At 39.2% G+C, this 25,472-nt stretch carries 29 protein-coding genes; 5 read left to right on the forward strand and 24 right to left on the reverse strand.

Features of this window, described 5'->3' with window-relative positions; genetic code table 11:
* Window positions 1-72 precede the first annotated feature (72 nt).
* From A3854_RS08140 to A3854_RS08180, 9 genes are all read right to left on the reverse strand, one after another.
* On the reverse strand, window positions 73-1,260 hold the full coding sequence (locus tag A3854_RS08140; protein WP_084042058.1) for a CCA tRNA nucleotidyltransferase: 1,188 nt from the start codon (window positions 1,258-1,260) through the stop codon (window positions 73-75).
* Window positions 1,220-1,636 carry a CiaD-like domain-containing protein gene (locus A3854_RS08145; protein ID WP_084042059.1) on the reverse strand — a complete coding sequence of 139 codons (417 nt, stop codon included), beginning with the start codon at window positions 1,634-1,636 and terminating at the stop codon, window positions 1,220-1,222. Before A3854_RS08145 ends, A3854_RS08140 begins: the two co-directional genes overlap by 41 nt.
* Window positions 1,633-1,878, reverse strand: coding sequence for a hypothetical protein (locus A3854_RS08150; protein WP_021091490.1), 246 nt, complete (start codon window positions 1,876-1,878; stop codon window positions 1,633-1,635). The genes A3854_RS08145 and A3854_RS08150 overlap by 4 nt, the downstream gene beginning before the upstream one ends.
* Window positions 1,875-2,942, reverse strand: coding sequence for a 3-isopropylmalate dehydrogenase (leuB, locus tag A3854_RS08155; RefSeq protein WP_084042060.1), 1,068 nt, complete (start codon window positions 2,940-2,942; stop codon window positions 1,875-1,877). Before leuB ends, A3854_RS08150 begins: the two co-directional genes overlap by 4 nt.
* A gap of 9 nt (window positions 2,943-2,951) precedes the next feature.
* Entirely contained in the window at window positions 2,952-3,431 is a 480-nt protein-coding gene (locus A3854_RS08160) for a 3-isopropylmalate dehydratase small subunit (RefSeq protein WP_084042135.1), read from the reverse strand.
* A gap of 123 nt (window positions 3,432-3,554) precedes the next feature.
* The gene (locus A3854_RS08165; protein WP_084042061.1) at window positions 3,555-3,737 is read right to left on the reverse strand and encodes a YgaP family membrane protein; all 183 of its coding nucleotides are present in this window, start codon (window positions 3,735-3,737) and stop codon (window positions 3,555-3,557) included.
* Between the two features lie 4 nt (window positions 3,738-3,741).
* The gene (locus A3854_RS08170) at window positions 3,742-3,903 is read right to left on the reverse strand and encodes a YgaP family membrane protein (RefSeq protein WP_021091464.1); all 162 of its coding nucleotides are present in this window, start codon (window positions 3,901-3,903) and stop codon (window positions 3,742-3,744) included.
* A gap of 10 nt (window positions 3,904-3,913) precedes the next feature.
* Window positions 3,914-5,251: an NAD(P)/FAD-dependent oxidoreductase gene (locus A3854_RS08175; protein ID WP_084042062.1), complete on the reverse strand. Its 1,338-nt coding sequence runs from the start codon at window positions 5,249-5,251 to the stop codon at window positions 3,914-3,916.
* Between the two features lie 84 nt (window positions 5,252-5,335).
* Window positions 5,336-5,980, reverse strand: a complete 645-nt coding sequence (locus A3854_RS08180) for a Crp/Fnr family transcriptional regulator (RefSeq protein ID WP_084042063.1) — start codon at window positions 5,978-5,980, stop codon at window positions 5,336-5,338.
* Between the two features lie 83 nt (window positions 5,981-6,063).
* Here A3854_RS08180 and A3854_RS08185 point away from each other — a divergent pair, with 83 nt between their 5' ends.
* On the forward strand, window positions 6,064-7,023 hold the full coding sequence (locus A3854_RS08185) for an SLAC1 anion channel family protein (protein WP_141081844.1): 960 nt from the start codon (window positions 6,064-6,066) through the stop codon (window positions 7,021-7,023).
* A 20-nt stretch (window positions 7,024-7,043) separates the two neighbouring features.
* Here A3854_RS08185 and A3854_RS09885 read toward each other — a convergent pair whose 3' ends face one another.
* The 8 genes from A3854_RS09885 to A3854_RS08220 all read right to left on the reverse strand — a co-directional run bounded on the left by A3854_RS09885 (window position 7,044) and on the right by A3854_RS08220 (window position 12,247).
* Window positions 7,044-7,466, reverse strand: a complete 423-nt coding sequence (locus A3854_RS09885; RefSeq protein WP_257639904.1) for a hypothetical protein — start codon at window positions 7,464-7,466, stop codon at window positions 7,044-7,046.
* Window positions 7,463-7,894 (reverse strand): hypothetical protein, encoded by a 432-nt coding sequence (locus tag A3854_RS09890; RefSeq protein WP_257639905.1) that lies wholly within the window; start codon window positions 7,892-7,894, stop codon window positions 7,463-7,465. The genes A3854_RS09885 and A3854_RS09890 overlap by 4 nt, the downstream gene beginning before the upstream one ends.
* A 167-nt stretch (window positions 7,895-8,061) precedes the next feature.
* Window positions 8,062-8,958: a DUF4299 family protein gene (locus A3854_RS08195; RefSeq protein ID WP_084042064.1), complete on the reverse strand. Its 897-nt coding sequence runs from the start codon at window positions 8,956-8,958 to the stop codon at window positions 8,062-8,064.
* Between the two features lie 19 nt (window positions 8,959-8,977).
* The gene (locus A3854_RS08200; RefSeq protein ID WP_084042065.1) at window positions 8,978-9,337 is read right to left on the reverse strand and encodes a DsrE/DsrF/TusD sulfur relay family protein; all 360 of its coding nucleotides are present in this window, start codon (window positions 9,335-9,337) and stop codon (window positions 8,978-8,980) included.
* A gap of 74 nt (window positions 9,338-9,411) precedes the next feature.
* Window positions 9,412-10,011, reverse strand: coding sequence for a LysE family translocator (locus A3854_RS08205; protein ID WP_084042066.1), 600 nt, complete (start codon window positions 10,009-10,011; stop codon window positions 9,412-9,414).
* 109 nt (window positions 10,012-10,120) lie between these two features.
* Entirely contained in the window at window positions 10,121-11,167 is a 1,047-nt protein-coding gene (locus A3854_RS08210; protein WP_084042067.1) for a type II asparaginase, read from the reverse strand.
* Between the two features lie 85 nt (window positions 11,168-11,252).
* Window positions 11,253-11,588: a branched-chain amino acid transporter permease gene (locus tag A3854_RS08215; protein ID WP_084042068.1), complete on the reverse strand. Its 336-nt coding sequence runs from the start codon at window positions 11,586-11,588 to the stop codon at window positions 11,253-11,255.
* Entirely contained in the window at window positions 11,585-12,247 is a 663-nt protein-coding gene (locus tag A3854_RS08220; RefSeq protein ID WP_084042137.1) for an AzlC family ABC transporter permease, read from the reverse strand. Before A3854_RS08220 ends, A3854_RS08215 begins: the two co-directional genes overlap by 4 nt.
* Window positions 12,248-12,350: 103 nt before the next feature.
* On the opposite strand from A3854_RS08220, the gene A3854_RS08225 reads away from it, so the two are divergent.
* On the forward strand, window positions 12,351-12,800 hold the full coding sequence (locus A3854_RS08225) for a tetratricopeptide repeat protein (RefSeq protein ID WP_084042069.1): 450 nt from the start codon (window positions 12,351-12,353) through the stop codon (window positions 12,798-12,800).
* 283 nt (window positions 12,801-13,083) lie between these two features.
* Here the strand turns inward: A3854_RS08225 and flgG are convergent, their stop codons facing one another.
* Together flgG and A3854_RS08240 are read right to left on the reverse strand one after the other, a co-directional pair.
* Window positions 13,084-13,872, reverse strand: a complete 789-nt coding sequence (gene flgG / locus A3854_RS08235; RefSeq protein WP_021091447.1) for a flagellar basal-body rod protein FlgG — start codon at window positions 13,870-13,872, stop codon at window positions 13,084-13,086.
* Window positions 13,873-13,887: 15 nt separating this feature from the next.
* A complete protein-coding gene (locus A3854_RS08240; protein ID WP_072594622.1) occupies window positions 13,888-14,697 on the reverse strand; it encodes a flagellar hook-basal body protein in 810 nt (269 codons plus the stop codon).
* A 190-nt stretch (window positions 14,698-14,887) separates the two neighbouring features.
* On the opposite strand from A3854_RS08240, the gene A3854_RS08245 reads away from it, so the two are divergent.
* Window positions 14,888-17,827, forward strand: coding sequence for a TonB-dependent receptor domain-containing protein (locus tag A3854_RS08245; RefSeq protein WP_084042071.1), 2,940 nt, complete (start codon window positions 14,888-14,890; stop codon window positions 17,825-17,827).
* Between the two features lie 152 nt (window positions 17,828-17,979).
* Window positions 17,980-19,836 carry an RNA polymerase sigma factor RpoD gene (rpoD, locus tag A3854_RS08250; RefSeq protein ID WP_021091519.1) on the forward strand — a complete coding sequence of 619 codons (1,857 nt, stop codon included), beginning with the start codon at window positions 17,980-17,982 and terminating at the stop codon, window positions 19,834-19,836.
* A gap of 288 nt (window positions 19,837-20,124) precedes the next feature.
* Here the strand turns inward: rpoD and A3854_RS08255 are convergent, their stop codons facing one another.
* From A3854_RS08255 to A3854_RS08275, 5 genes are read right to left on the reverse strand one after another with little or no spacing between them, the layout of a single operon-like run.
* Window positions 20,125-20,643 carry a flavodoxin family protein gene (locus tag A3854_RS08255; protein ID WP_084042072.1) on the reverse strand — a complete coding sequence of 173 codons (519 nt, stop codon included), beginning with the start codon at window positions 20,641-20,643 and terminating at the stop codon, window positions 20,125-20,127.
* Window positions 20,640-21,857: a radical SAM protein gene (locus A3854_RS08260; RefSeq protein WP_084042073.1), complete on the reverse strand. Its 1,218-nt coding sequence runs from the start codon at window positions 21,855-21,857 to the stop codon at window positions 20,640-20,642. The genes A3854_RS08255 and A3854_RS08260 overlap by 4 nt, the downstream gene beginning before the upstream one ends.
* A 6-nt stretch (window positions 21,858-21,863) precedes the next feature.
* Window positions 21,864-22,673: an ABC transporter substrate-binding protein gene (locus A3854_RS08265; RefSeq protein WP_084042074.1), complete on the reverse strand. Its 810-nt coding sequence runs from the start codon at window positions 22,671-22,673 to the stop codon at window positions 21,864-21,866.
* 19 nt (window positions 22,674-22,692) lie between these two features.
* The gene (locus A3854_RS08270) at window positions 22,693-23,460 is read right to left on the reverse strand and encodes an ABC transporter ATP-binding protein (protein WP_084042075.1); all 768 of its coding nucleotides are present in this window, start codon (window positions 23,458-23,460) and stop codon (window positions 22,693-22,695) included.
* On the reverse strand, window positions 23,457-24,440 hold the full coding sequence (locus A3854_RS08275) for a FecCD family ABC transporter permease (RefSeq protein WP_084042076.1): 984 nt from the start codon (window positions 24,438-24,440) through the stop codon (window positions 23,457-23,459). The genes A3854_RS08270 and A3854_RS08275 overlap by 4 nt, the downstream gene beginning before the upstream one ends.
* Before the next feature lie 234 nt (window positions 24,441-24,674).
* Between A3854_RS08275 and A3854_RS08280 the strand changes: the two genes are divergently transcribed.
* Entirely contained in the window at window positions 24,675-25,409 is a 735-nt protein-coding gene (locus tag A3854_RS08280) for a HugZ family heme oxygenase (protein ID WP_180378675.1), read from the forward strand.
* Window positions 25,410-25,472: the final 63 nt, after the last annotated feature.

The following is a 25,472-nucleotide window of genomic DNA, read 5'->3' on the forward strand; positions in this document are numbered from 1 at the left end:
GCTTTCTTTGCCTTAAAAAGTGTTATAAACTAGCCTATTTTAGCCAAAATGGGCTTTTAAGAGTTTTAAAGACTAATCTTTTCTAGGCTTACGCTCGCTTAGATATTTTGAAATTTCAAGCTCTTGCCTACGTTTTATCTCTTTTGCGATCTCTTTGTTTTTAAAACCAGCTGATAAAATTTCTGCCACATCAACTTTCGGGTCAAATTTCATCTCATAAATTCCAAGCTTCTTGGCACGCCCTATCTGCTCTTTATTATAAGCTCCAAGCCATGATTTTATAGGCATATTTAGGGCAATTTGCATTAGCTCTTTATCGCTTGGCATGTCCTTAAAATAAGGCTGTTTTAAGATAGAAAAGTAGCTCTTTGGTAGACGCATTTTCTCTAAAATTTCCTTTGCGTCAAGCTCAAATTTGCCAAACAAAAGATACAAAAATAGCCTCTCATCATCCACAAATTCTCTAGCACTCTTAAGATCACTTAAAAACCCATCGTCCATAGAAATTTGCATACCAAAAATTTCTTTAAAAAGTCCAAGCTCAAAAAGATAGTAAGCTCCTTTTTCTAGATACTTTGCGTGAAAAAATTTAATAAGCTCAGTATTTATCCTATCTCTGCTTAGATGCTCCAAATTAAGGCTTTTCATGAGAGCTAGCGTCTCACTAACTATGCTAAAATCAAGCCTCGCGCTAAACTGCACTCCTCTAAGCACCCTTAGTGGATCCTCTTTAAATTTTTCACTATCAATGTGCCTTAATGTCTTGTTTGCTAAATCTTGCTTCCCGCCGTAAAAGTCTAAAATTTCTCCATTAAAGATATTCATCATCATGGCATTTATCGTAAAATCTCGCCTAAGGCTCGCCTTGCTTGGATCATTTATATAGCTTACTGCAAAGTCTTTGTGCAAATTTCCAGTCTTGCTCTCGCTTCTTGGAAGCCCAATGTCGTAGTTTTTGTATTTGTAAATGAAGTAGCTTTTACCAACACCGCTAGCGCCTATGCTAGCCATTAGCTCATTAAATTTAGCGGGCTTTATGTCATAAACTTCTATGTCATAATCGTAAATTTCTCGTCCCAAGAACGCATCTCTCACGCAACCACCCACAAGATAAACACGTAAAGTAAATGGGGCAAATAGCGATCTAAAAAAGTCTAGCTCGCTATTTTTATAAATTTCATTTTTGATTTTTATCTCATTTTTTGAGCCGTCCAATGGCTTATTTTGAGAGATTTTGGAGTCTATTTTCGATATTTGCAAGGGTAAATTCTAAAAATTTTGTCGTTAGCTCAAGCCTTGAAGCAAGATTTTGTTCACTAGTTTGTTTAAGCCCTTCAAAAAGCACTTCTATGCGTTCAGCAAGGTTTGCTAAGAAAATTTTCTCTTCGCTCACCTCTCTACTTTTTGTTAGACTTGCTGGCTCCTCTTTTATCTCAAATGCTTGCTCATTTTGTAAATTTGCCTCAACTTTTAGCTCGTTATTTAGCGCATTTTCATTATTCTCTATGGCCAAAAGCTCTTTTTTTAGATTCTCACGCTCGAGCTCTTCTTGCTTTTTACTTTGCAATGCTTCTATTTTCTCAAGCTCAGCGCTAACCTCACTGATTGCCATTCTAGCGATATCATCAAGCTTCATAATCTTATCAACCACCTTTTAAATTCATTTATCTCTTCATCACTTTTCATCGCTATAAAAAACTCTTTCATCTGCTCGTTTTTTATCGCTCGCTCTTTACGAAGTCCGCTCAGGCGGTTTATCGCGCTAAGGGCATCTTTGTTTGATGGATCTTGCTTTAAGATATTTTTATAAATTTCAAGTGCATCATCTTTTAGCCCCTGAGCTTCGTAGATCAGTGCTTCAGTGATTGTGTTTTTCATTTTTTGATAAATCCTGCGATAACATCGCCTATCTCACTAGTTGAGCAAACCTCAACTGCGTTAAAAGCAGCGATATCTTTTGTTCTGTAACCTTTTGCAAGCGCCTCTTTAACAGCATTTTCTATCGCATCTGCGGCTTCACTCTCGCTAAATGCGTATCTTAGCATCATCGCTGCACTTAAAATTGTTGCGATTGGATTTGCTATGCCCTGCCCTGCGATGTCTGGAGCTGAGCCGTGTATTGGCTCATAAATTCCCACTTTACCGCCCATGCTAGCGCTTGGCAAAAGTCCTATCGAGCCACAAACCATGCTCGCTTCGTCACTTAAAATATCGCCGAATAAATTTTCAGTAAGTATGACGTCAAAATTTGCTGGAGCTCTTACTAGCTGCATCGCCGCATTATCCACATACATAAAGCTAAGCTCTACTTCAGGGTATTTTTTAGCCACTTCGCTAGTCACCTCACGCCAAAGCTGACTTGTCTCAAGCACATTTGCCTTATCGACCATGCAGACCTTTTTCTTGCGGAGCATTGCTGTTTCAAAGGCGATCTTTGCGATGCGCTCGATCTCAAATTTAGAATAAACCATCGTATTAAACGCTCTATCTTCGCCTTTTTCACGTGGCTGTCCAAAATAAAGCCCACCAGTTAGCTCACGAACCACGACAAAATCAACGCCTCTTAAAACCTCTGGCTTTAGCGTGCTAGCACCAACCAGCTCATCAAAAACAATGGCGGGGCGTAAATTTGCATAAGCTTCAAGCTCTTTTCTGATCTTTAAAAGCCCGCTCTCTGGCCTTAGATGTCTTGGCAAACTATCCCACTTCTCGCCGCCGATCGCTCCAAAAAGCACAGCATCAGAGTTTAGAGCAGAGTTAAGCGTCTCATCTGGCAAAGGCACGCCAAATACATCATAAGCTGCACCACCCATAAGCTTGTAGTCGTACTCAAATTTTATCCCAAACTCAGCGCTAACGACATCTAAAATTTTTATAGCTTCATCTATGATCTCAGGGCCGATGCCATCGCCTTTTATAACGCAAATTTTATAGTTTTTCATCGCCGCTCCTTAGTTCATCTTTACTTTTGCGTATTCTATAAGTCCGCCGGCGTTTAAAAGCTCTTGCATAAAAGGCGGTATAGGGCTAAATTTATACTCTTTGCCGCTGGTTAGATTTACGATCGCGCCGTTATCTACGTCTATTTTTAGTTCGTCGCCCTCGTTTATCTCGTCCGTTTCTTTGATCTCAAGTATCAAAAGCCCCGTATTAAAGCTATTTCTATAAAAAATTCTCGCATAGCTTTTAGCTATTACGGCGCCAATGCCAGCAGCTTTAAGTGCGATAGGAGCGTGCTCACGAGAGCTACCGCAGCCGAAATTTTCGCCCGCTACGATAATATCGCCCTTATCTATCTTGGAGCTAAAATTAGGATCGGCGTCCTCCATTATATGTTTTGCTAAGATATTTTCGTCGGAAGTATTTAAGTATCTGGCGGCGATAATTATATCGGTATCGATATTGTCGCCGAATTTCCAAACTTTATTCATCGTTTCGCCTTTTTTAAATTTTCGAGATTTTAGCCAAAAGTAGCTAAATAATTCATCAAACGGCGAATAAAATTTGCGGCCTAAACGGCTAAATGGCAAGACAAAGGGCGCTAAACGCCCCTTTTATTTTTTTAAATTTAAAGAACACCTGCCTAAGAATTTACACGCCGGGCAAAAACCCGTAACGCCGACAATAATTGGAATTAGGCCGATTAACGCCCAGTAGCTCTCATAAAAATACCAAACTGCCACCATAAAAACTAGCCCCAGAACGACCCTAATAATTCTACTTTTCACGCTTACCATATTTTTACCTTTTCTTGAAAATTTTATAAAGCGGGCAGTAGCCGTAATATCCCGTTAAAAGCGGAATTAGCCCGACCGTCCACAACCAGCAGTCGCAAATAAATCCGAAAATAAAAAACCAAATCGCCGCTATAATCAAACGTATAGTTTTATCTAAAACGCTCATTTTATCTCCTTTAAGCCAAAGCTTTTAGCATTCCGTTCATAACCATAGGTTTAAATCCGTAAATTTTAACCAGCCAACTCATGTAGCTCTCTCTAGTAGCGCCGAAACACTCTAGCGTCGGAGCCGTTCCCTCCCAGTCGAACTCTACCATTATGGCCTTGCCGTATTTGGTAATAAAAGGGCAAGCCGTATATCCGGTAAATTTCTCGCTAGGTTCTCGTCCTTTTATCGTATCGGCTAAATTTTTAGCTAAGATCGGATACATTTTCCTAACGCTAGCCCCCGTTTTGCCGGACGCAAATCCGCAAATATCGCCGATACCGAATATATTTTTAAATTTTGTACTTTGCAGGCTGTATTTATCGACAGCTAAAAAATTTAGCTTGTCGCCCTCTTTAGTTAGGCCGGCGCGAGCTAAAATTTCGCTTCCTTTTTGCTTAGGCGGCAGGTGAAGCCAGTCGTATTTTACGTCGATTAGCTCAGACGCGATTTTATCTTCGCCGTTTTGTCTATACGCCGTCCAAAACTCGAAAGTAGCGGTATTTGAGCTTTTATCGACGGCTACGATTTGGTGGCGAAGATTAAATTTTATCTTTCTTTTTATCATTATTTGGGTCATCGCCGCGGCATAAGTCGGATCGCCGAAAAGCTTGCCGCCTCCGACGTAAAGATTAACGCTGCCTTTATCGCGGTTGCCGGCCAACCTCAGCCTATCTTCGCTCATGCATGTTACTTTTTTATTAGCGCCGCTGCATTTCATCGGGGTTTTTTGATCGCAAAATACAGCCGCGCCGCCGTTTTGAGAAAATTTTTTCATCAGCTCGTTGCTCTTTACGGCGCCTTGTAGAGTGTAGACGGAGGATATATTGCCGCTCGTATAGTTAATATCCTCTAAGCTTAGCCCCTTAACGGCTTCAAAATCGTATTCCACGCCGCTTGCTACGATTAGATAATCATACCCCAGCTCGCTCCCGTCGTCTAGGACGAGTAGATTGGCTTCGGGCTTTATCTCCGATACGTTTTTGCGTATCCACTCGGCTCCTTGCGGGATATAATCCGCTTTTTCATAAACGACGTCGCTAGCTTCGTAAATTCCGACGGCGATTAGCGTAAAGCCCGGCTGGTAGTAAAATTTCTCGTCTTTATCCACGAGAATTACCTTGGCGTTAGGCATATCTCTTCTAAGTTTAGCCGCCAACGCGATACCGCTAAGTCCCGCGCCCATTATGACGATTTTAGAATTTATATCGTCGTTTTCGCCGCCCGTTGCAGAGCAACCGCTCATACTCGCGACTAGTCCCGCGGCCCCCATTAGCTTTAAAGCGTCTCTTCTTTGCAGTCCTTTCATAAATTCTCCTTTTAAACGAGTTTATGAAATGCTACCTAAAAAAGGCCGCTCTCTCCGTAACAAAGTTACCTTAAAACGAGAATTTTAAGAAACAAGCCTTATTTCGCCGCGGCTTTGCGTTATTTGCCCGCTTCTCTCAAGCTCTTTTAGCACCCTAGATACCGCTTCTCTAGCGCTTCCTAGATGATTCGCCAGCTCTTCGTGAGTTATTTTTATAAAATTTTCGTTTAGGTTTTCGATGCTTTGGGATAAAAAATTCATAATCCGCGCCGAAAGCGGCGAAAACAAAGCCTGCTCCATAACGTTTATGGTTCTGGCAAACCGATCGGCTACGATTTTTAGAGTAAAATTTAAAACGCTCGGATATTTTTCTTTAAGAGGTTTGTAAATTCGCGCCGGAATAACGATAATCTCGCTATCTTGCTCGATTTCGACGCTTACTTTATTTTCTAGCGAATTTATAGAACACGTATCGCACAGCACGCAACTCTCGTCTTTAGTTAGCCTAAATATCGTTATTTCCTTTGCGTTAGACGATACGAACGCCCTTAAAACGCCTTTTAGTATAAGGATAAATCCGAAGCAATCGTTTCCGGAGTAAAATATATCGCCTTTTTTTACGATTTTTAGGTACGCGTTAGCAAAGATCGCATTTAGATCCTCGCTTGCTAGATCGAAATTATTCGTAAACCTCTCGCGCAAAATTTCTTTTAACTCTTCGCTTAGCATTTTGCCCTTTCGTGACTTCGTTACAAAAATTTAACCTTATTATAGGTAATATTGCATAAAAATTTAATACGAAAAGAAAAACAATGCACGATATTAAGCAAAACGACTCGCAAAGCAAAATAAAATCGCTGCCGATTATGCTTTTTGCCGGTACTATGGGGCTTGGAGGGCTTTGCGCGGCTTATAAGAAATTAAGCGAGATATTAGATTTACCCGGCGAGATATTCTCGGCGCTTAGAGCGCTAGACTGCACGGTATTTTGCCTACTTTCGGCGTTTTACCTCTTTAAGCTTTTAAAATTTAAAGAAGAGGTAAAGACCGAATTTTCGCACCCTATAAGGATAAATTTTTTCGGCGGGTTTATCATCTCGCTTTTTCTTTTAGCTCTAGCCTACAAAGACGCGCCGCGACTATACTACTCGCTTTTTTACGCGGCTTTAGGCTTGCAAACGATTTTTACGCTTTACGTAATTTCTTTTTGGATCGACGAAAAATTCGATATCGCGACGCTAAATCCGGCATGGTTTATCCCCGTAGTGGGCAACTTGCTAATCCCGATAATAGCCGAAAAATCTCAAGCGATCTGGTATTATTTTAGTTTGGGGTTATTTTTCTGGATTATTTTATTCGCCGTTATATTTTATAGGTTAGTTTTTTGCGATCAGTTAGCCGACAAATTCGTCCCGACGCTAGTCATTACGCTAGCACCCCCGGCTATGGCGTTTTTAGGATACGTAAAACTAACCGAGCAATTCGACGCTTTTGCGGCGATACTGCTTAATATCAACGTATTTTTCGCCGCGCTTATACTTTTTTCGTATAAAAGATTTATTAAACTCAAATTCGCTCTATCGTGGTGGGCTTTTACCTTCCCGACGGCCGCTAGCTCCATAGCGTTTTTAAAAGCTTACGAAATTACGCAAAGCGATTTTTATTTAGTTTTAGGCGTCGGCGCTTTTGCGGCTCTAGTCGCTTCGATTTTAATAGTCGGGTTTTTAACGGTTAAATCTATAATAAACGGCGAAATTTTTTCGGAAAAATAGCCTTAACTCAAAAATTTACTTTAGTAGTATTCGTAGCTGATTTCCAGCTTTTTATATAGGCCGATTTCCGTTATGTCGCCGTTTTCGTAGTATTTGTCCGCGGGCTTAAATTTGACCGAGGTTTTATGCGTCAAATTTCCTCGCTCGTCCCTTGTTATGTCTTTAAACTGCAAGATTTGCCAGATTTTTGCCTCGGAGCCGAAGTAATTTACCGACGTATACTCCATCTCGTCGCCGTTTGCGGCGTAGTAATAAACCCATTTTGAGTTCGGGGCTTGCGTTATTTTTTCGTATTCGCCGTTTGGCTTGCGCTCAAAGCTTATCTCTATGCCGTGCCGCGGCTCCATATTATTTTCTATCCGCGTTAAAACGCTCTTTTCATCATAGACGTAGCTATCGTCCGTCACTAGCGTCCTGCCCGAATACGCCGCCCGAGCGATCATTTTGCCGTCCTTGCCGTAAGTGGTTTTCTCCGTGCGCGGGTAAAATTATCCTCCACATGCTGCTCTTTGGCCGTCGCGACTAAATTTTCGCCGTCAAATTCGTATTCGTAGAGATAAACGGCGCTATCTTGATATTTTTTGCGCACTAGCCCGTCTTTGCCGTACTCAAACAAAACCGAGTTGTTCGGCGCGCCGTTTATATGCTCGGTTTCTTGCACTATATAGCCGTTTTCGTTAAACTCCGTCCGCTTTACGCGCGTATTTTCTAGCGTCCCGGAGCCATCCATTGAGTATTCATACTCCGTAGCCGTCATGCTCTTAACCTCGCCTTTTAGCTCTCTTTTGCTCCAATCGCTTTGCGGTAAAACGGCCGAGCTTAGATAGCAAACCGCCGATACCGCCGCGAAAATAGCTTTTAAGATTTTCATTTTTACCCTTTTTCAAATCACGCAAAGCCTAGATTAGTTTAGGCTAAAAAGCGGCAATACCGGTAAAATTCTATCTTTTACGAGTTTAAATCCGCGCTTGAAACCGACTTAAATTTTTAAGCAAGCCTGAGGCAATTTTCATTTCCTTGCGGTTTATAAACTTAAACCTAAGCTTCATTTGCCTTTTTAAAAATTTCTCTCATCTCTTCTTCGCTAAGCGGCTCAACCAGTATATTTGCGGCGTCTATGAAGCGATATTTTTCTTTTGGCAGATTTACCATAAAAGCGCCATATTCGCATTCGCCAAGCACGTGCGCGTCCCTATCGTCTATGCCGACTACTAGCGTAAGTATCCAGCGCGAGACCTTGCGCTCTCCTAGAACTTCTTGCGCCTGCCACGACGGGGAGGGAGCGTAAGGCAAGATAGTCGGTAAATTTTCGCTAAGCGTATATGCGCCAAAAATTTCATTCCCGTTTTTATCTTCGTATAAATTCTCTCTTGCGCTATAAGCGTCAAGATACTGCACCCGCCTCATCATCTCATCGAATTTAGCCGTAGGGCTAGCGCTTGCAAAAATTTCATCTATCATAACCGCGTCAAACGCCACGTCGCGCTCCAGGCCAGAGATATAAAGCGTTTGATTTTTCTCTTTTGCCTCCTTTAGAGCCTCAAGTCCCCACATTATGTCGGCTTCATAATCAAATTTTAAAATTTGCTCGCTATCGTAAATTTCTTCATTGTTGCGCTCTATTTTCGAGCCGGTTTTGGCTGAAATTTTAGAAAGAAACAAAATTGCCGTCTGCCAGTCTCCAACGCCGCTTGGAGTACAGACTCGCACGATATATTTGCCGTCTTCGTAGCTTAGTTCAAAGCCGCGAGCGCTCTTTTGCCATACGCCTGCGATCATCACGTTTTCGTTTAGCGAAAGCTCGCTCGGCTCGTCGTTTTGGCTATTAAAAAAGCAAAATCCCTCTATAAAATCTGAAATTTCACGCTCGCTTAGCGCCTTTTCATATCCGCCAAAAAGCTTCTTTTTGTTTTTTACCTTAAATGTTACGCTCATAAATTCTCTTTCGCCTACTCTAAAACGTCATCGCTTGATCGCACTGCCTAACCCACTCGGACAAGATATCCATGCTGCCTTTCACCTCAGCCTCGAAATAAGGCTCTCCCGCATGCAAACCGCACCTCGTTTGGCAGCTACCGCAAACCTTTAGCATAGCGCCGCTAGTGTAAAGCTCTTTTAACATCGCCACTAGATCTACGTCGTAGTTTTCCGGCTTTTTGGTGCTATTTCGCGCAAGATCGACCGCGTCGTTCATTAGAAAAATTCTAACCTCTTCGCCTTTTTCTTTTAGCGTTTTAGCTAGCCTTAATGCGTTGTAAGCATTGTCGGTACCATTGTATGGTTGATTTGTAAGTATAAATAGAAATTTTTTCATCTTTTTCTCCTTTTGCCAAAAATGTAGCGCAAACCGAGCAAATTTTAGCCAAGCTATATAAAAAGAGGCTAAATTTATCTAAAAAGTAAAAGTACTCCGATCGTGCAGACGATAATGGCGGTGCAAATTTCAAGTAGCCTTAGGTGCGTTTGTAAAAATTTCTTTAGCATAGCTCCGCCAAGCGCATAGATATTTAGCGAGCAAAACTCGATGAAAACGAGCGTTGTCGTGATCAAGCACATACGAGCGAGACTAAAGGGATCGTCTTTATCCAAAAATGTAGGCAGTAAAGCCGAGAAAAATATCCATGCCTTTGGATTTGTGACGCAAACGATGAGGCCGTTTATAAACATCTGCTTTTTGCTTGGCAAATTTAAGACGTTCGTGATACTAAGCTCGCCCTTACCAAAAAGAAGCATCGCGCCAAGATAGAGCATATAAAGCCCTGCGATGATGTTTAGCGCCTTAAATGCGTACTCAAAATGATGAAGCACCGCACCCGCGCCAAGCATACAGCAAAACGCCACGAAAGCAAGCGAAAGAAGCTGTCCGATCATCATAATAAGCGAGTGCTTATAACCAAAACTCATACCGATACTCATCGCATAGGTCATATTGATGCCTGGCATTAGCGAGATAGGAGCAAGCGTGGCGAAAAAGAGTAAGAAGTCCATAAAAAGCCTTGAAATTTAGCTAACGAATATAAAATTTTAAGCTATAAATCAGATCCAGCGATCAAATTTATAGCTTAAATTTAAAAGGCGGACTAAGCCGCCTCTTTTTTTAGTGAGTTAAGAAATACTCTTGAATTTTGGCTTTATCGCTTGTTTTTGTAAGAGCAAGTATTAAAAGTACTCTAGCTTTTTGCGCGTTTAGATTATCGCTTGTTAAAAAGCCGTATTTTGCGTCGTCTACTTCGCCGTTCATGGTCGTCTCGCCGCTTCCCACACGTGAGTCACGAACTACCACCACGCCAGCTTTTGAAGCCTCGCCAAGAGCCTCTAGCACGCTAAAGTAAGGGTTGCCGTTGCCAAGGCCAGCGCTAACTATGCCTTTTGCGCCGTTTTTAACAGCTATGTTTACAAAGTCAGGATTGTCATTTGCGTGAGAGTAGATGATGTCGACTCTTGGAAGCTCTTTTACTCCCTCTAGATCAAATGCTGATTTTGCCGTGTGTTTTCTGATCGGATTCATATAGTATTTTACGCTGCCATAAAAGACTGTGCCGATTTTGCCGCTGTTTGGTGATTTAAATGTATCAACGCCTGTGGTGTTGGTTTTTGTTACCTCTCTAGCAGCGTGAATTTCGTCATTCATAGTAACCACAACGCCCTTACCTACGCTATCTTTGCTGATAGCTACGTTTACAGCGTTAAATAAATTTAGTGGACCGTCTGCGCTTAGTGAGCCGCTATTTCTCATCGCACCTACAAGCACGACTGGCTTGTCGCTTTTAACGACCAAATTTAGAAAGTACGCCGTCTCCTCCATAGTATCCGTTCCGTGAGTAACGACGATACCATCAGCTTTGCCGCTATTTAGAAGCTCGTTGATTCTATTTGCAAGCTTTAGCCAAACTTCGTTGTTCATATCCTGTGAGCCGATATTTGAAATTTGCTCGCCTTTTATGGTAGCGATCTTGTTTATATCTGGCACGGCTGCGATTAGTTTATCGACCGTAACAGTTCCGGAAGTATAGCTCGAATCAAGCGATCCTGAGCCGCTTCCTGCTATCGTTCCACCAGTAGCTAGTATGTAGATGGTTGGCTTAGCAACCGCTAAAGTAGCACCTAAAATCATGAGTAACACCGCCTTAAAGATTAAACGCATTTTAGCTCCTTTGCATTAAAATTTGCAAAGTAATTATAATGCCATTTATTTAAAAAAATTATTAACTTCCAAATTTTATATTTATTTAAAAAATTCTTATCAAAAACATATAAAATCCGGTTGAAATAACTATGCTAAGAAGGGTATTTTTAAATTTTAAATGCATCAAAATAGCTGTAAAAACCGCTACTATCTCTCTTAAACCGTAAGGAAATTCGCTAAATTTCGTATCTTTTAAGCCGTAGCAGACCAAAACGACCATTATCATCATACCCATATGCTTCTCAATGGCATCTAAGTAAGGGTTTGGTTTATAGTTTTTCAGTACATAAAACGGCGTTGCTCTCGTTATAAAAGTAGCTATAGCACTTAAAAGTACCGCCACAAAAAGTACCATCTCGCTTGAGCTTACACTTATCAAATTTTATCCTTGAACAAAAGCAAAAATATAAAACAAAGCGCCATTGAGCCAACAAGCACAAATTTAGCTGGAAATAGGCTCACTCCAAGCACGCCAAAAAATGTCGCCGCAAAGAGCACGCGGTAGTTTTTATCATTTTTAAACATTTCAATCACAATAACTATAAAAAGTGCTGTCAAGCTAAACTCAAGCCCTTTTGTATCAGCCTTGATAAAATCACCAAGTATCGCTCCAAGCAGCGTCCCAGCCGCCCAGTAAGACCAAGAAAGGATATTTAGCCAAGTAAAGACAAAGCTTCGATCACTCGCATCTTTTAATCCTAAATTTTTAAATATCGCAAAGGTCTCATCTGTTAGCAAAGCGATGTTTAAAAGCTTAAATTTGATCCCGCTATACTCTTTTAAAAGTGAAATTCCGTAAAAAGTATGGCGTAAATTTACTAGATAGCTCACGATAAAGACCTCAACGTAGCTCGTGCCAACGCTAAAGAGCGAGAGCATCATAAACTGCGCTGCCCCGCCATAAGCTAATGTGCTAAGTGCCACAGCGATAAATGCGCTAACACCCATGCTTTTAGCCAGTATCCCAAAAGCGACGCCAAGTGGGAAATAGCCCATAAAAATAGGAATAGATAGTTTAAAAACGTAGTTAAATGTCAAATTTTTACCTTCATAAAAAGCCGAAATGTTAGCAAAATTTGAAAAATTTAGAGTAAAAATGGAGCTAATTTTATAAAATAATAAAAATTTATGGAGCCAAAAGATGAAAAAAGTAATTTTAATTTTATTTTGTGTTCTATTTTCTTGGGGTAAAAATTTTGATGCCACTAAGCTTGAAAGTGAATGCGCTTTAAATAACGTAGAAAGCTGCACCGATCTTATATATATCTACCTTGACAAAAATGAGCGCGATAAAATGTCAGCTATGGCAAACAAGGCCTGTGAGCTAGGCAATCCACATAGCTGTCTATTTTTAGGAAATATATATCTACAAAAAGATGCTCTAGCGCAGGAAAAAGAAGAAGGGCTTAAGCTTTATAATAAAGCTTGCGAACTAAAAAATGCATTTGTTTGCTATACTCTTGCACTCATCTATGAAACTGGAGATGCTGGTATATTGCAAGATAAAAATAGAGCAAAAAACTACTATAAAAAAGCCTGCGAGCTTGATTTGGATGAAGCTTGCAGTAGCTTAAAAATTTTAATTAATTAAAAACTGCTTTTATTCTTACTCTTAAAAGCAGAAATTTTGGACGAAATATATCAAAGTGATAGCAGGATAAGAGAAAATTTTACAGGCAGTTACAAAGATACCTTAAAAATTTATAATTCATCAAGCAACAATAGTACTGCCAAAAATTTTTAATTTCGCCCAAATTAATGCGTCTGTTTTATCGAGTCCTTACCTTTTGGCGTTTTGTTTAAAAAGTAAAATACCTCAAGCGTAAAAGAAAGTAGTATAAGCCCAACGATAGCTAGAGTCGCGTTCATACTACCTACCTTTTAAGCCCATTTACTATTTCAAGCATCGAATCACTCGTAGTTATAGCCTTTGAGTTTGCCTCGTATGCGCGCTGACCAGTTATAAGATCAGTCATCTCTTCGACCAGTTGGACGTTACTCATCTCGACAAATCCTTGTCTGATCGTACCAAGTCCGTCAAGTCCTGCTACACCTACCACCACGTTACCACTAGCGCTTGTTTCTAGATAGTTATTATCACCCATTGAGTGAAGGCCAGCTGGGTTTATGAAATTTGCTAGCTCGATCTGACCTATCTGAGCCATCTCTCTCTCACCTGCTTGGAGCACTGATACGGTGCCATCTGTGCCGATAGAAATTTGCGTCGCATTTGCAGGGACTGTGATCTGAGGGATGAGCTGATAGCCATCGCTATTTACAATAGTGCCGTTTGCATCAAGCTTAAATGCACCATTTCTAGTATAGGCTGTTGTGCCATCAGGCAGCTGAATCTGAAAAAATCCATTGCCCGCTATTACCATATCTAGGTTGTTGCTGGTCTCTTTGAAATAGCCCTGGGAGAAAATTTTATTTATCGCCGTTGGACGCACGCCAAGACCCACTTCAATGCCTGTTGGGCTTGTGGTAGTCTGGCTTGTCGCCGTACCTGCGTACTCCATAACTTGATACATAAGATCAGCAAATTCAGCCCTATTTTTCTTGTATCCATAGGTATTTACGTTTGCGATGTTGTGTGAGGTTACGTCTATCTGCGTCTGCTGAGCTATCATGCCAGTGGCCGCAGTGTAAAGTGATCTCATCATAGTTTTATCCTTTTATTAAGCTTTTAGAGCTAGTTTTTGAACAGCATCTTGGTTAAGATCGTTCATGTGGCTTGTCATAACCTTTTGATACATATCAACTAGGCGTTGGGTTTCTATTAGACCAACCATTTCTAAAACTGGGTTTACGTTTGACATCTGAGCATATCCTTGCATCACGCTATCAGCTTCGTCAAGCTCTGTGATATCGTCAAAATTTCTACTCTCAAAGAGATTGTCTCCGACCTTTTTTAGATCTCTTATCTCCCTTGGCTGAGCGATAAAAAATTTAGAAAATTGATTGTTATTTGAGTATAAATTTCCATTTTTATCGGCAGTTAGCACCTCTCCTTGTGGTACTTGGATACCTCTTTGACCAGGATTTTGTGCCTCGTAACCACTTGGTAGCACCTTGTAGCCCTCCTTTGTGACGATGTAGCCGTCGCCATCAAGACTAAAAGAGCCATTTTTGCTAAGTTTTACGCCATTTGGAGTATCGACTAAGAAAAATGCGTCATCTCTTTTTATCGCAAAATCAAGCGTGTTTGAGCTGTATTTAAAGCCTCCGGCGCTAAAGTCGGTGTATTCTTCGCTCACTTGTGGTACGCGATCAAGCGTTCTATTTAAAAATTTAGCTCCATCTTTTGTGTGATTTTTAAGTGGGAGCTCATCTTGCGTCTCTTTAAAAATTCTCGCAAAGTCACCGATAACTACGTCATTTCGCTTGTAGCCAATCGTATTTACATTTGCAAGATTGTTTGAGATCACATTTAGTCTGTTAAACTGCGTTACCATGCCAGCAGTGGCTTGATAATAACCATTTTGCATGCATTTTCCTAAAATTAATTATTGTCACGGTTTTTAAAGCAATAGCTGTTCCAAAATTTTAATTTTTTAATTATTAAATATTTCATAAAGTTTAATAAATAATTTATTTATTTAATGTTAAGATTCGCGACTTCAATATAGATAATGACTATTAAAAACAATAAAAATACAAAAAAGGATACATATTATTATGAAAAAGACTTCACTGGTTGTTTTGCTTTGTGCTGGCTTAAATTTGTTGGCCCAAGAAAGTGAGAATATAAAAGAAGTTGAACTTGGCGGAGTAGAGGTAACGGCGGAAGAAGAAAATGTAAAAAATAAAAAGATTAGTGAAGTAAAAAAGACAGCAAGTGAGCTTACTAAACAACAAGTAAGCGATACTAGAGATATGGTGCGCTATGACACTGGCGTCAGCATAGTTGAGACTGGTCGCTTTGGTTCTAGCGGATATGCTATAAGAGGCGTTGATGAAAACCGCGTAGCTATCAGTATCGACGGGCTTAATCAAGCTGAGACACTTTCATCACAGGGTTTTAAGGATCTTTTTGAAGGATATGGAAATTTTAATAACACAAGAAATGGTGTCGAGATAGAAAATATCCAACAAGTAAATATTACAAAAGGTGCAGATAGTATAAAAACTGGCTCAGGTGCACTTGGTGGCTCCGTGATGTTCGAAACAAAAGACGCTAGAGATTATCTTACAGAAAAAGACTGGTTTTACGGCTTTAAAGCACAAAAATCCTCAGCAAACGATGAAAGTCTTTTCTCTCACACCATGGCTGCACGTGCAAAGTGGTTTGACATACTCTTTATCACTACAAAAAGAGATGGTCATGAGATGAAAAACTGGGGATACAAAACATACGATGATAGCGTACTAGGCAAAGAGAGAGAAAAGCCAGATCCTTACTCCATAAAAACAGATAGTAGACTGTTTAAATTTGGCGTAAATTTTAATGAGACAAACCGCTTTAGTGTGGGTATCGACAGAAGCACAAAAGAGACAATGGGAACTGACTGGTCGTATAAATTTGCTCTTTTTCAAAGTGGTAATATAAATGACATAGTCTATAGCACCGATACAAGGCACGTAAATGACCAAAACAAACGTGAAAACATCTTTTATACATATGAAAACTACGATGAAAATCCACTTTGGGATAGCATGAAGCTAACCTACTCAAAACAAAAGATCCAGCTAAAAGCAAGGACTGATGAGTACTGCGATAAAAACGACTGTCAGGGCCTACTAAATCCATCAGGATTAAAGTTAAATAACGAAGGTAAACTGGTGGATAAATATGGTGGTGACTTAGAAATGAGACAAGTAGAAAAAGAGCCTTGGCCTGGAGCTGGCTTCACTTTTCCTCAAGATATCGTGTTTGATAGTCATGGAAACGAAGTAGACGAAACATTCTATGGAAGAACACATCGTGGAGTAGATAAACTTCTTGTTGATTGCAACCAGTATGATTGTTCCAAACCTTTAACACTTTTTAATAAGACAACCAAACGATATGAAACCTACAATCTAACTCCGCAAAACATGCCAGATGGCAATGGAAAATATGCAGAGCTTACTCCAAAAAATAGATTTGAGGAACTACTTTTGCCAAGAGCTCCAGGATATCTTGAAAACAACTGGAAAGATAGGGATCTAAATACCGACACAAAACAGCTAAATTTAGATGCGACAAAGGAATTTAGTCTATTTAAAATGGATCACGCCTTAAAATACGGTGGGCTTTATAACCAAACAGATAAAAGTATGGTAAATAAGCAAGGCTATGAGGCGTATAATAAGGCATGGTGGGCAAAATATTTCTTTGGCATGGCGAACAAAGGCACAGGCTTGCTACCAAATTTTCAACCAGACAAGTGTATGCCTCACGGCGGAAATGACTACAGTACGCTTTGTAGACATGAGGATGATAAATTTAGCTTTTTGATACCTGTAGAAACGAAGACAAAGGCATTTTATCTGGGTGATGATATATCTTTGACTGAAATTTTAAGTGTTGATTTAAACTATAGGTTTGACAAAATAACACACAATCCAAGCTATATACCAGGTAAGACACCAAAGCTACCAACTGATCTTTTTGCTGGTGTTTTTATACCTTTTACCATACCGCCTGGCTCTAGTGCAGAAGAAGTAAAAAGGATAAAAACTAAAAATGCTGAAGAAAATGCACGTTATCTAGCAAGCCAAAAGAGGGATTTTACGCATCATTCATATTCACTTTCGACAAATTTTGACCCATTTGAACACATAAGACTTCAGGCAAAATATGCAAATGGTTTTAGAGCTCCAACATCTGATGAAATTTATTTTACTTTTCAGCATCCTGATTTTACGATATTTCCAAATTTAGCCCTTCAGCCTGAGATCGCAAAAACAAAAGAATTTGCTGTAACTCTTCACAACTCGCCTAGTTTTTTTACGATAAATCTCTTTCAAACTGACTATAAAAATTTCATCGATCTAAAGTACATCGGTCGTGGCACACTAACATACGGCAACGCCGGTAGTAGAATGCCAGTAGAAAAATACCAGAACGTAAATAGGGCAAAGGCTCGCGTAAGAGGTGTTGAGCTAAGTGCAAATCTAGACCTAGAGCAAGTTTATAGTGGGCTAAGTGGCTTTAATGTCGGCTATAAATACCTATACCAAAAAGGTAGAATGTCAGTAGATGAAAGTGGCAAGCTAGACGCTCCAATGAATGCCATTCAGCCAGCAAAATTTGTCTATAACGTCGGATATCACACCAAAAATAATAAATTTGGAGCAAATCTATATATGACACACGTAAAAGCAAAACGTCCAGAAGATACTTACAATATCTATGCCAAAGACGATCCAGATGCAAAAAATACGTATGTTAGATATGTCAGTAATACATACAGTCTATTTGATTTTGTAGCATTTTACAGACCGATGAAAAATTTCACATTTACGGCAGGTGTGTATAACATCACAGATAAAAAATACACAAGCTGGGATAGTGCAAGAAGTATAAGGACTTTTGGCACAAATAATATGGTAAATAAAGAAACTGGCAGGGGCCTTGCTAGATTTTACTCACCTGGTAGAAATTTCAAGCTAACATTTGAAATGACGTTTTAATAATTTTATAGCTACCGCAATTTTAGACTTTTGCGGTAGCTTTGTATAGATAAAATTTCACTGTTTTGATGCACTTTTTACAAAATTTGGGTATAATCCACTTTCTTTTAAACAATACTTAAATCACAATTAGACGATTCGAAAGGAAATTTATGAGCGCCGCAAAAGACTCTTTTTCTCAGATAGAAGAGCTTTTCGCTGAAAATGCAAAAGGCTTTTTGACATACGAAAAATTAGTAAAATTATTAGACAAAGCTCCAACTGCTACGATAGTAAAAAAGATAGAACAACTAGCAAAAACAAATAAAGTCCAGCTCATCACATCTGCTGAAGCTGCAAAGCTTAGAAATTTAGCCGATGCTAAAAAACGCCAAGAAAACGCTCAAAAAAGTGATCAAGATATCGACGAAGATCTCGATCTTTCTGGCGAGAGCGACCTTTTAGAGTGGTCAAGATCTGATAGTCCTGTCAGGATGTATCTAAGAGAGATGGGGCAGATCGCGCTTCTTACAAAAGATGAAGAAGTTGAGATCAGCAAAAGGATTGAGCTTGGCGAAGATATCATTATCGATGCATTTTGTTCTGTGCCATTTTTGATCGATTTTATACTTGACTATAAAGAGCCACTCATCAATAGGGAACGCCGTGTAAAAGAGCTTTTTAAGAGCTTTGAAGACGAGAGTGAAAACGAAGAAAATGAAGATAGCGAAGACGATATAGACGAGGAAGATGAAGAGAACGAAGAAAACGAAGCTCCTAAAAAATCAGCTAAAAACGATAAACGTGCTGAAAAAGTTATAGAGAGTTTCAAGGCCCTCGAAAAGGCAAAAAAAGAGTGGCTAAAGACTGCAAACAAACAAGATAAAGTTGAGAGCGATGACACAGCTTCAAAGATGACTCTTGCATTTAAAAAGAAAATTTTAAAAGAGAAGCTAATGGATCTTGGCCCAACAAGCAAGTTAATTAGCGAGATCGTAAAATCAATGGAGACAGCGCTAAAAAGCGACGATGAATTTGATAGAGAGCTAAAACGATTGGAGTATCGCCTACCGATGTTTAGCGACGAACTTAAGAAAAATCACAAAAGTATCTTAAAAGATATCATCAAGCTTAGTAAAGAAGAGATCGCAGCTCGTGTGCCAGAAGCTACAATGGTCTCAACTTATGTCGAGATTAAAAAGCTATTTACTACAAAAGAGGCGAGCAAGCAAGGCTTTGATCTTGAGCCAACAAGGCTAAAAGAAATTTTAGAGCAGATCAAACGTGGAAAGAAAATTTCTGACGAGGCAAAAGCTAGAATGGCTAAGTCAAATCTCCGTCTAGTCGTAAGTATCGCGAAACGCTATACAAATAGGGGCTTACCATTTTTAGATCTCATCCAAGAGGGCAACATCGGCCTTATGAAGGCGGTTGATAAATTTGAATATAGAAAAGGTTATAAATTTTCAACCTACGCCACATGGTGGATCCGCCAGGCTATCTCGCGTGCGATCGCTGATCAGGCAAGGACGATTAGGATACCTATCCATATGATAGAGACGATAAATCGTATCAACAAAATAAACCGCAAATACCTCCAAGAAGAGGGAAAAGAGCCTGATGTAAGCGTTATCGCAAAAGAGGTTGGGCTAAGTGTTGATAAGGTAAAACAAGTCATCAAGATCACAAAAGAGCCTATCAGCCTCGAAGCTCCGATCGCAAACGAAGAAGACGGAAAATTTGGAGATTTTGTTGAGGATAAAAGCTCACTTTCTCCGATAGAGCAAATTTTAAAAAGTGACCTTAGAGAGCAAATTGACGATGTGCTTTCACAGCTAAATGAGCGCGAGAAAGCTGTCATCTCAATGAGATTTGGTCTACTAGAAGACGAGAGCGACCGCACACTTGAAGAGATCGGCAAGGCCCTAAATGTCACTCGTGAGCGCGTCCGCCAGATAGAAAGCTCAGCCATCAAAAAACTAAAACACCCAAAAGTTGGTAGGAAACTCAAAAACTACATCGAAGGCTAAAAGCCTTAATCTAGCTCAAATTTCACACAAATTTGAGCTAGAAGCCAAAATCAAAATTTTATACTCACATTAAAGCAAGTATCTCCCACATAAATTTTAGTTGCAAAAGCAACAAAGCTAAAATCTATAAAGCTAGTTGACTTTTAAAGCATATTGTTGTAGTAAATTTTAGCTTTCTATTTACCAGCAAGGATTGGTTATAATCTTATAATCACAGCATACTTACCAATAAAAATAAAATTTGCAGGATTATTAAAATTTTAAAGCAAAAATAGGCACGAAATGAGTTTAAATTTTAACTCCTCTAAATGCCTCCTTTGCGGCTTTTACATCAGCCTCATCTGGATGCGTTTTGGCTCTCTCCCATCGCTCTAGTCGCTCAGGCGTTAGGGCAAATCTCGGATCATTAGGCATAGCTTTACCAAGTTTTTTTAGTTGCTCTATCACCTCAGGAGCAATCGCACCTTGACAGATAAACGTGCGCAAAATTTCATTGCCATTTTGCATAAATAGCTCTTTGCCTTGGTCTATAGCCTGTGTGGCATGCGCACTTGGCACATCAGCACCAAGGGTTATAAAAAAGCCTATTTTTTTATTTTTTACACTTTGAGAGATAAATTTTTTAAATTCCTTCTCCGGTGAGCCCTGATCTATATAGTATCCAAGTGCGATAAAGTTAAACTCGCTCAAATTTATCTCGCCCGCATTGGCAAAATTTATCGCCTCACAGCTAAGCTCACCAGCAATAGCCTCTGCTATCTTTTTTGTATTTCCACTTTTTGATGTATATATCACAATACTTTTCATAAAAACTCCTTCTTAGAAATTTCCATCACTGCATTTGCGATAGAATTTCCCCAAAATACGCCATCTTTTGTAAAATTTAAAGAGTCGTTTTTGATTTTTAGATATCCACTTTCCTCACATTTTTTAAAAAGATCCATAAGCTCATTAGCACACGTCTGGCTCACAAATTTAAAAACACATTCAAGGCTTATTTGCGGATACTGAAAAAGATTTACAAATTTATCAAACTCCATCTGCCTAGCAGTCATGCGACCCATAACTTTCATCTTTTGGCTCATGTTATAGATACCAAACTCCCCTAGCCTGCCGCCAGCTCCTTTTCCAAGAGGCAAGACATCAGCACCTACGTGAGATAGTCTTATATATTTATATTGATCCCTACCCTTTTTGGCCACCTTTGTATACTCTAAAATTTCATAGTCGCCTTGACTTAAAATTTCGTCTAAAAATGCGTGATGCAAGCTCTTATCAACCTCTACGTCATAGTAATCCTCACTTATAGTCTTGCTAAGCACTGAGCCATCTAAAAACTGAAGTGAATAAAAACTCGCACTATCAATGCCAAGCTCACGCACTAGCTTAGCATCTCTTACCACCTCATCTATGCTTTCATTAGGATAGTTATATATAATATCAACACAAAGCATTCCACTAAATTTCTCACGCAGATCACGTAAATGTTTTATAGCCCCATCTGAACTATGTGTGCGATTTAGCAGCTTTCTGCCAGCCTCACTAAATGTTTGCACGCCGATACTGTATCGATTTACGCCAAACTCGTTTAAAAGGCGAAGCTTGCTTATATTTAGATTATGAAGCGTACTTTCTAGGCTAAATTCACACTCAGGCAGGATGTTGAAACTACCCTTAAGTGCGTTTATCACTTGCTCTAAGTGTCTCTCTTTTAATATCGTTGGGGTACCGCCACCAAAATAGACACTACCTATTTTCTTGCTTTTTAAGTAGTTCGTGGCTGAGTATTTTTCTATCTCGCTTAGTAGAAATTTTGTATACTCATCAAGCTCATCTTCAAGCTTTGTCCTATTCATCGAGCAAAACGAGCAGATGTTATCACAAAACGGCACATGAATGTAGATCACTCCTTCATTTTCATCTGGCGCACTCTCTAAAAATTCCCATAACTCATCTTCACTCACCATATCAGGTCTTTTTGAAGGAGCTACGCTATGTCCTTTTATACGTTTGTTAAACATTTATACTCACTTATTAAGCATGTTAAATAGCTCATTTGCGGCCTCATTTATGCGAGGTGTACCGCGTAAGACAAGACTTGATGGGACGTTTAAAATTTTAGAGTTCTTGGCTGCACTAGTTGCTTTTAGTACTGGATTTTGCGATAAAAAATCACTACCATCTTTCATGCCTACAACTATTATGAAGTCTGGATTTTGCGCTAGGATAAATTCATTTTGAACGATCGGCATCGCTCCAGCTAGGCCACCTGCTACATTTTTCATACCAAATTTAGCAAACATATCCCCAGGCAAGCTAGCATCGTTAAAGGCAACTAGTGGGGTAGCTGCATAAACGCCTAAAATTTTCTTACCGCTTAAATTTGAGTTTTGAAATTTTAAAAAGTCCTGCTTTATCTTAGCCACAAGCTCGTCAGCACGCTCTTTTTTACCTGTGATATCGCCCATTTTTTCTATATTTTTGCAAATATCGTCTACACTATTTGCCTGCATCGTAAGTGTATTTATACCAAATTTAGCAAGGTCGGCATTTACACCATCAGAGTGAAAGCTAGTAACTACAAGATCGGGCTTTAGCTCGACTATACGCTCTAAATTTGGCTTTGTATAAGTGCCAACGCTCTTTAGCTTTTCAGTCTTATCCTCAGGCCAAATCTTACCAAACTCAAGAGTAGAAATAGCTGCGATCTGATCTTCAGCCTCTAACATATACATCATCTCAACCACTGCAGGATCGAGCACAACGATATTTTTAGCACTTAGGCTAACACCACTAAAACCAAGCAAAAAAGCAAAAACTAAAAATATTTTTTTCATGAAATCTCCTTTAAAATTATCATTTTGGTAAAACAAATGGCATATCATTTTTATATATGATATCTGCCTTAAGGCCATAAATTTCATCTAAAATTTCTGGATTATAAAGCTCTCTAACACTCCCTTTGTGAGCTATAACACCACCTTTTAGCATTAAAATTTCATCACATATCAGTGAGGCTAAATTTAGATCATGAAGCACCGCTATGGTGACTAAATTTAGCTCACGAGTAAGATGCGAGCAAAGCTTTAACACCTCTATAGCATGGCTTAGATCAAGAGCTGATGTAGGCTCATCTAGCAGCAAAACTTTAGGCTCGCTAACTATTGCACGAGCAAGCAAAGCTCTAGCAAATTCGCCACCACTTAGTGAGTTTGCCACTCGGTCTTTAAATTTAGCCAGCCCAAAAGTCTGCAAAGCCTCATCAACTAGTGCAATATCATGAGAGCTATAACCACTAAAAGAGCTTTTTAGATGAGCATATCTACCCATCAAAACAAGCTCAAAAACACTTAATGGCATCGTAAGTGCGCTTTTTTGAGGTACAAAACTAGTCGTTCTCGCAAGCTCCTTTGTACTGTAGCTTTGTACATCTTTTTCGAAAATTTTGACAGATCCAGCACTTGGGTGAAGCAAATTTAAGACACATTTTAAAAGTGTTGATTTGCCACATCCATTAGATCCCAAAAGACCTATAAATTTTCCACTTTTAGCAGTAAAGCTTATATTTTTTAGCACACTTGTTTGCGCATATGAAAAGCTTAAGTTTGACACTTCTACGCTCAATGCACACTCCTTTTTAGATAAAGTGCTAAAAATAGAAAAAATGGCGCTCCAAAAAATGCACTAATGACACCAACTGGCACCTCAACCGGGCTTAAAACACTCTTCCCCACCACGTCACAAGCTAGCAAAAACGCTCCTCCTCCAAGAGTAGAAAGTGGTAGCAAGATAGCGTTGTTTGAGGTATTTAAAAGCATTCTAAAAGAATGTGGAATGATAAGTCCAACAAAGCCTATCATGCCAGTAAATGCGACCGAAAAAGCAACCGTGAGCGAAGCTATGACAAGCAGACGCTTTTTAAGTGCATCGACATCTATACCAAGGCTTTTTGCCTCGTCTTCCCCGCTTAAAAGTATCGTTAACTCAAAGCGTTTTAGATAAAAATATATCATGCAAAAGATAAGTGGAACAGCGATGATACCGACCTTTTGCCATGAAGCAGAACCTAAATAACCCATCATCCATGCCACTATCTTAAAACTATCCTCGCCAATAAGATATGTCGCAAAACTCGTAAATGCCCCTAGAAATGATGAAAAAGCGATACCAATTATAAGAAGTGTAGCAATAGAGCGACTACGGTTGTAAACTCCAAAAATAGCAAGGGTAAGCAAACTAGAAGACAAAAAAGCAAAGATACCATAATAAATTTCAGATAAGCCAAGAAGATATGCCACTACTGCTCCAAATGTCGCAGATGCGGCTATACCGATGATATATGGGTCTGCAAGCGGATTTAAAAAGACACTTTGCGTTACAACGCCTGAGCTTGCCAAAAGCATACCTATAAGCAGAGCCATTACAAGTCTTGGTAGCCTGATATCAAGCAAGATGGTCTCTTTCATCTCGTCTATTTTGTTATTAAATATAAAATTTAAAATCTCACTCATACTTATGTCAGAACCGCCTATACTAAGCGAGATAAAAGAGAGCAAAACAATGAGCATAATCAGCAAAACGGCAAGCTTGGTACTACCCTGCATAAATTTCCTTTTAATACAAATGGCTAAAAACAACAAAAAAGCATAAAAATAAGCAGAAAATATAATTTTTAAATAAAAGATATAAATTTTCTAAAATATTATTATTAACTCGTAATTTTAAAAAAATAAGCTTAATTCTCGCTTTAAAAATATTAATGATAATTTTAATCAATTTTAAGTTTTCTTTAGTATGATTTTGCGATTTTTAATTTTATTTTTATAAGGAGAACAGTTTTGAAACAAAGAGCATTAAACCACATGAATAAGGATCATTTGGATATAGTGATCGAGTTTTGTAAGAAATTTAGCGGCGTAGCTGAGCCTACAAATGTCAAAATGACTGATATAAACGAAGATGGTATGGAAATAACATGTGATCAGGCAAAAACATTTGTACCATTTTTAAGCAAAGCAGGTGGAGATGGTTTTAGAGAGTCGATCATCGAGCTTTATATGAGCATCAAGGGCGACACAAACAACTCTAGTGTGCAAGGCGGAATGATGAAATTTATAAATAGCTTTAAGACTGTTGTGATCTCAAGCATTCTTGACGGACAAGCGGTTTCGTCGTATTCACCTTTCATAAAAGAAAACGATGAGTTTTATATCTGCATATCATCAGTAGCAGATCACTACCACTCAATAAAACAAAACCCGGATGAAATTTCACTCCTTTTTATTCAGGATGAAAAAGATGCAAAAAGTCTATTTGCTCGTGTAAGAGTAAGCTTTGAAGCAAAAGCTGAATTTATAAGCGACAGTGTAAGAGATGAATTTATATCAAAATTTGAGAGTGCCTTTGCAAATGAATCAGCACTTGCATTTATTAAAGAGATGAAAGACTTCTATATAGTAAAACTCACCCCAACAAAAGGTAGATATGTAAAAGGCTTTGGCGCAGCATATGACACAGTAGGACTCCAAGTTGTCGATAGTGGCAGAGTAAACAACCCTCATACTAAAAAATAATCAATTTTGTAAGACCGTTTGGTCTTACAAATTTATACCTCTTAAAATTTATTTTTGCGTTGC

Source organism: Campylobacter concisus, from assembly GCF_002092845.1.
GTDB classification, from domain to species: domain Bacteria; phylum Campylobacterota; class Campylobacteria; order Campylobacterales; family Campylobacteraceae; genus Campylobacter_A; species Campylobacter_A concisus_AQ.

Excerpts from the sequence above, each read along its gene's own strand:
- A3854_RS09890 (WP_257639905.1), bottom strand. The coding sequence starts at position 7,894 with ATGAAAATCTTAAAAGCTATTTTCGCGGCGGTATCGGCGGTTTGCTAT.
- A3854_RS08195 (WP_084042064.1), bottom strand. The coding sequence starts at position 8,958 with ATGAGCGTAACATTTAAGGTAAAAAACAAAAAGAAGCTTTTTGGCGGA.
- A3854_RS08165 (WP_084042061.1), bottom strand. The coding sequence starts at position 3,737 with ATGGTAAGCGTGAAAAGTAGAATTATTAGGGTCGTTCTGGGGCTAGTT.
- rpoD (WP_021091519.1), top strand. The coding sequence starts at position 17,980 with ATGAGCGCCGCAAAAGACTCTTTTTCTCAGATAGAAGAGCTTTTCGCT.
- A3854_RS08185 (WP_141081844.1), top strand. The coding sequence starts at position 6,064 with ATGCACGATATTAAGCAAAACGACTCGCAAAGCAAAATAAAATCGCTG.
- A3854_RS08170 (WP_021091464.1), bottom strand. The coding sequence starts at position 3,903 with ATGAGCGTTTTAGATAAAACTATACGTTTGATTATAGCGGCGATTTGG.
- leuB (WP_084042060.1), bottom strand. The coding sequence starts at position 2,942 with ATGAAAAACTATAAAATTTGCGTTATAAAAGGCGATGGCATCGGCCCT.
- A3854_RS08205 (WP_084042066.1), bottom strand. The coding sequence starts at position 10,011 with ATGGACTTCTTACTCTTTTTCGCCACGCTTGCTCCTATCTCGCTAATG.
- A3854_RS08145 (WP_084042059.1), bottom strand. The coding sequence starts at position 1,636 with ATGAAGCTTGATGATATCGCTAGAATGGCAATCAGTGAGGTTAGCGCT.
- A3854_RS08210 (WP_084042067.1), bottom strand. The coding sequence starts at position 11,167 with ATGCGTTTAATCTTTAAGGCGGTGTTACTCATGATTTTAGGTGCTACT.
- A3854_RS09885 (WP_257639904.1), bottom strand. The coding sequence starts at position 7,466 with ATGATCGCTCGGGCGGCGTATTCGGGCAGGACGCTAGTGACGGACGAT.
- A3854_RS08175 (WP_084042062.1), bottom strand. The coding sequence starts at position 5,251 with ATGAAAGGACTGCAAAGAAGAGACGCTTTAAAGCTAATGGGGGCCGCG.
- A3854_RS08200 (WP_084042065.1), bottom strand. The coding sequence starts at position 9,337 with ATGAAAAAATTTCTATTTATACTTACAAATCAACCATACAATGGTACC.
- A3854_RS08275 (WP_084042076.1), bottom strand. The coding sequence starts at position 24,440 with ATGCAGGGTAGTACCAAGCTTGCCGTTTTGCTGATTATGCTCATTGTT.
- A3854_RS08180 (WP_084042063.1), bottom strand. The coding sequence starts at position 5,980 with ATGCTAAGCGAAGAGTTAAAAGAAATTTTGCGCGAGAGGTTTACGAAT.
- flgG (WP_021091447.1), bottom strand. The coding sequence starts at position 13,872 with ATGATGAGATCACTTTACACTGCGGCCACTGGCATGATAGCTCAGCAG.
- A3854_RS08265 (WP_084042074.1), bottom strand. The coding sequence starts at position 22,673 with ATGAAAAAAATATTTTTAGTTTTTGCTTTTTTGCTTGGTTTTAGTGGT.
- A3854_RS08240 (WP_072594622.1), bottom strand. The coding sequence starts at position 14,697 with ATGCAAAATGGTTATTATCAAGCCACTGCTGGCATGGTAACGCAGTTT.
- A3854_RS08225 (WP_084042069.1), top strand. The coding sequence starts at position 12,351 with ATGAAAAAAGTAATTTTAATTTTATTTTGTGTTCTATTTTCTTGGGGT.
- A3854_RS08245 (WP_084042071.1), top strand. The coding sequence starts at position 14,888 with ATGAAAAAGACTTCACTGGTTGTTTTGCTTTGTGCTGGCTTAAATTTG.
- A3854_RS08255 (WP_084042072.1), bottom strand. The coding sequence starts at position 20,643 with ATGAAAAGTATTGTGATATATACATCAAAAAGTGGAAATACAAAAAAG.
- A3854_RS08160 (WP_084042135.1), bottom strand. The coding sequence starts at position 3,431 with ATGAATAAAGTTTGGAAATTCGGCGACAATATCGATACCGATATAATT.
- A3854_RS08150 (WP_021091490.1), bottom strand. The coding sequence starts at position 1,878 with ATGAAAAACACAATCACTGAAGCACTGATCTACGAAGCTCAGGGGCTA.
- A3854_RS08260 (WP_084042073.1), bottom strand. The coding sequence starts at position 21,857 with ATGTTTAACAAACGTATAAAAGGACATAGCGTAGCTCCTTCAAAAAGA.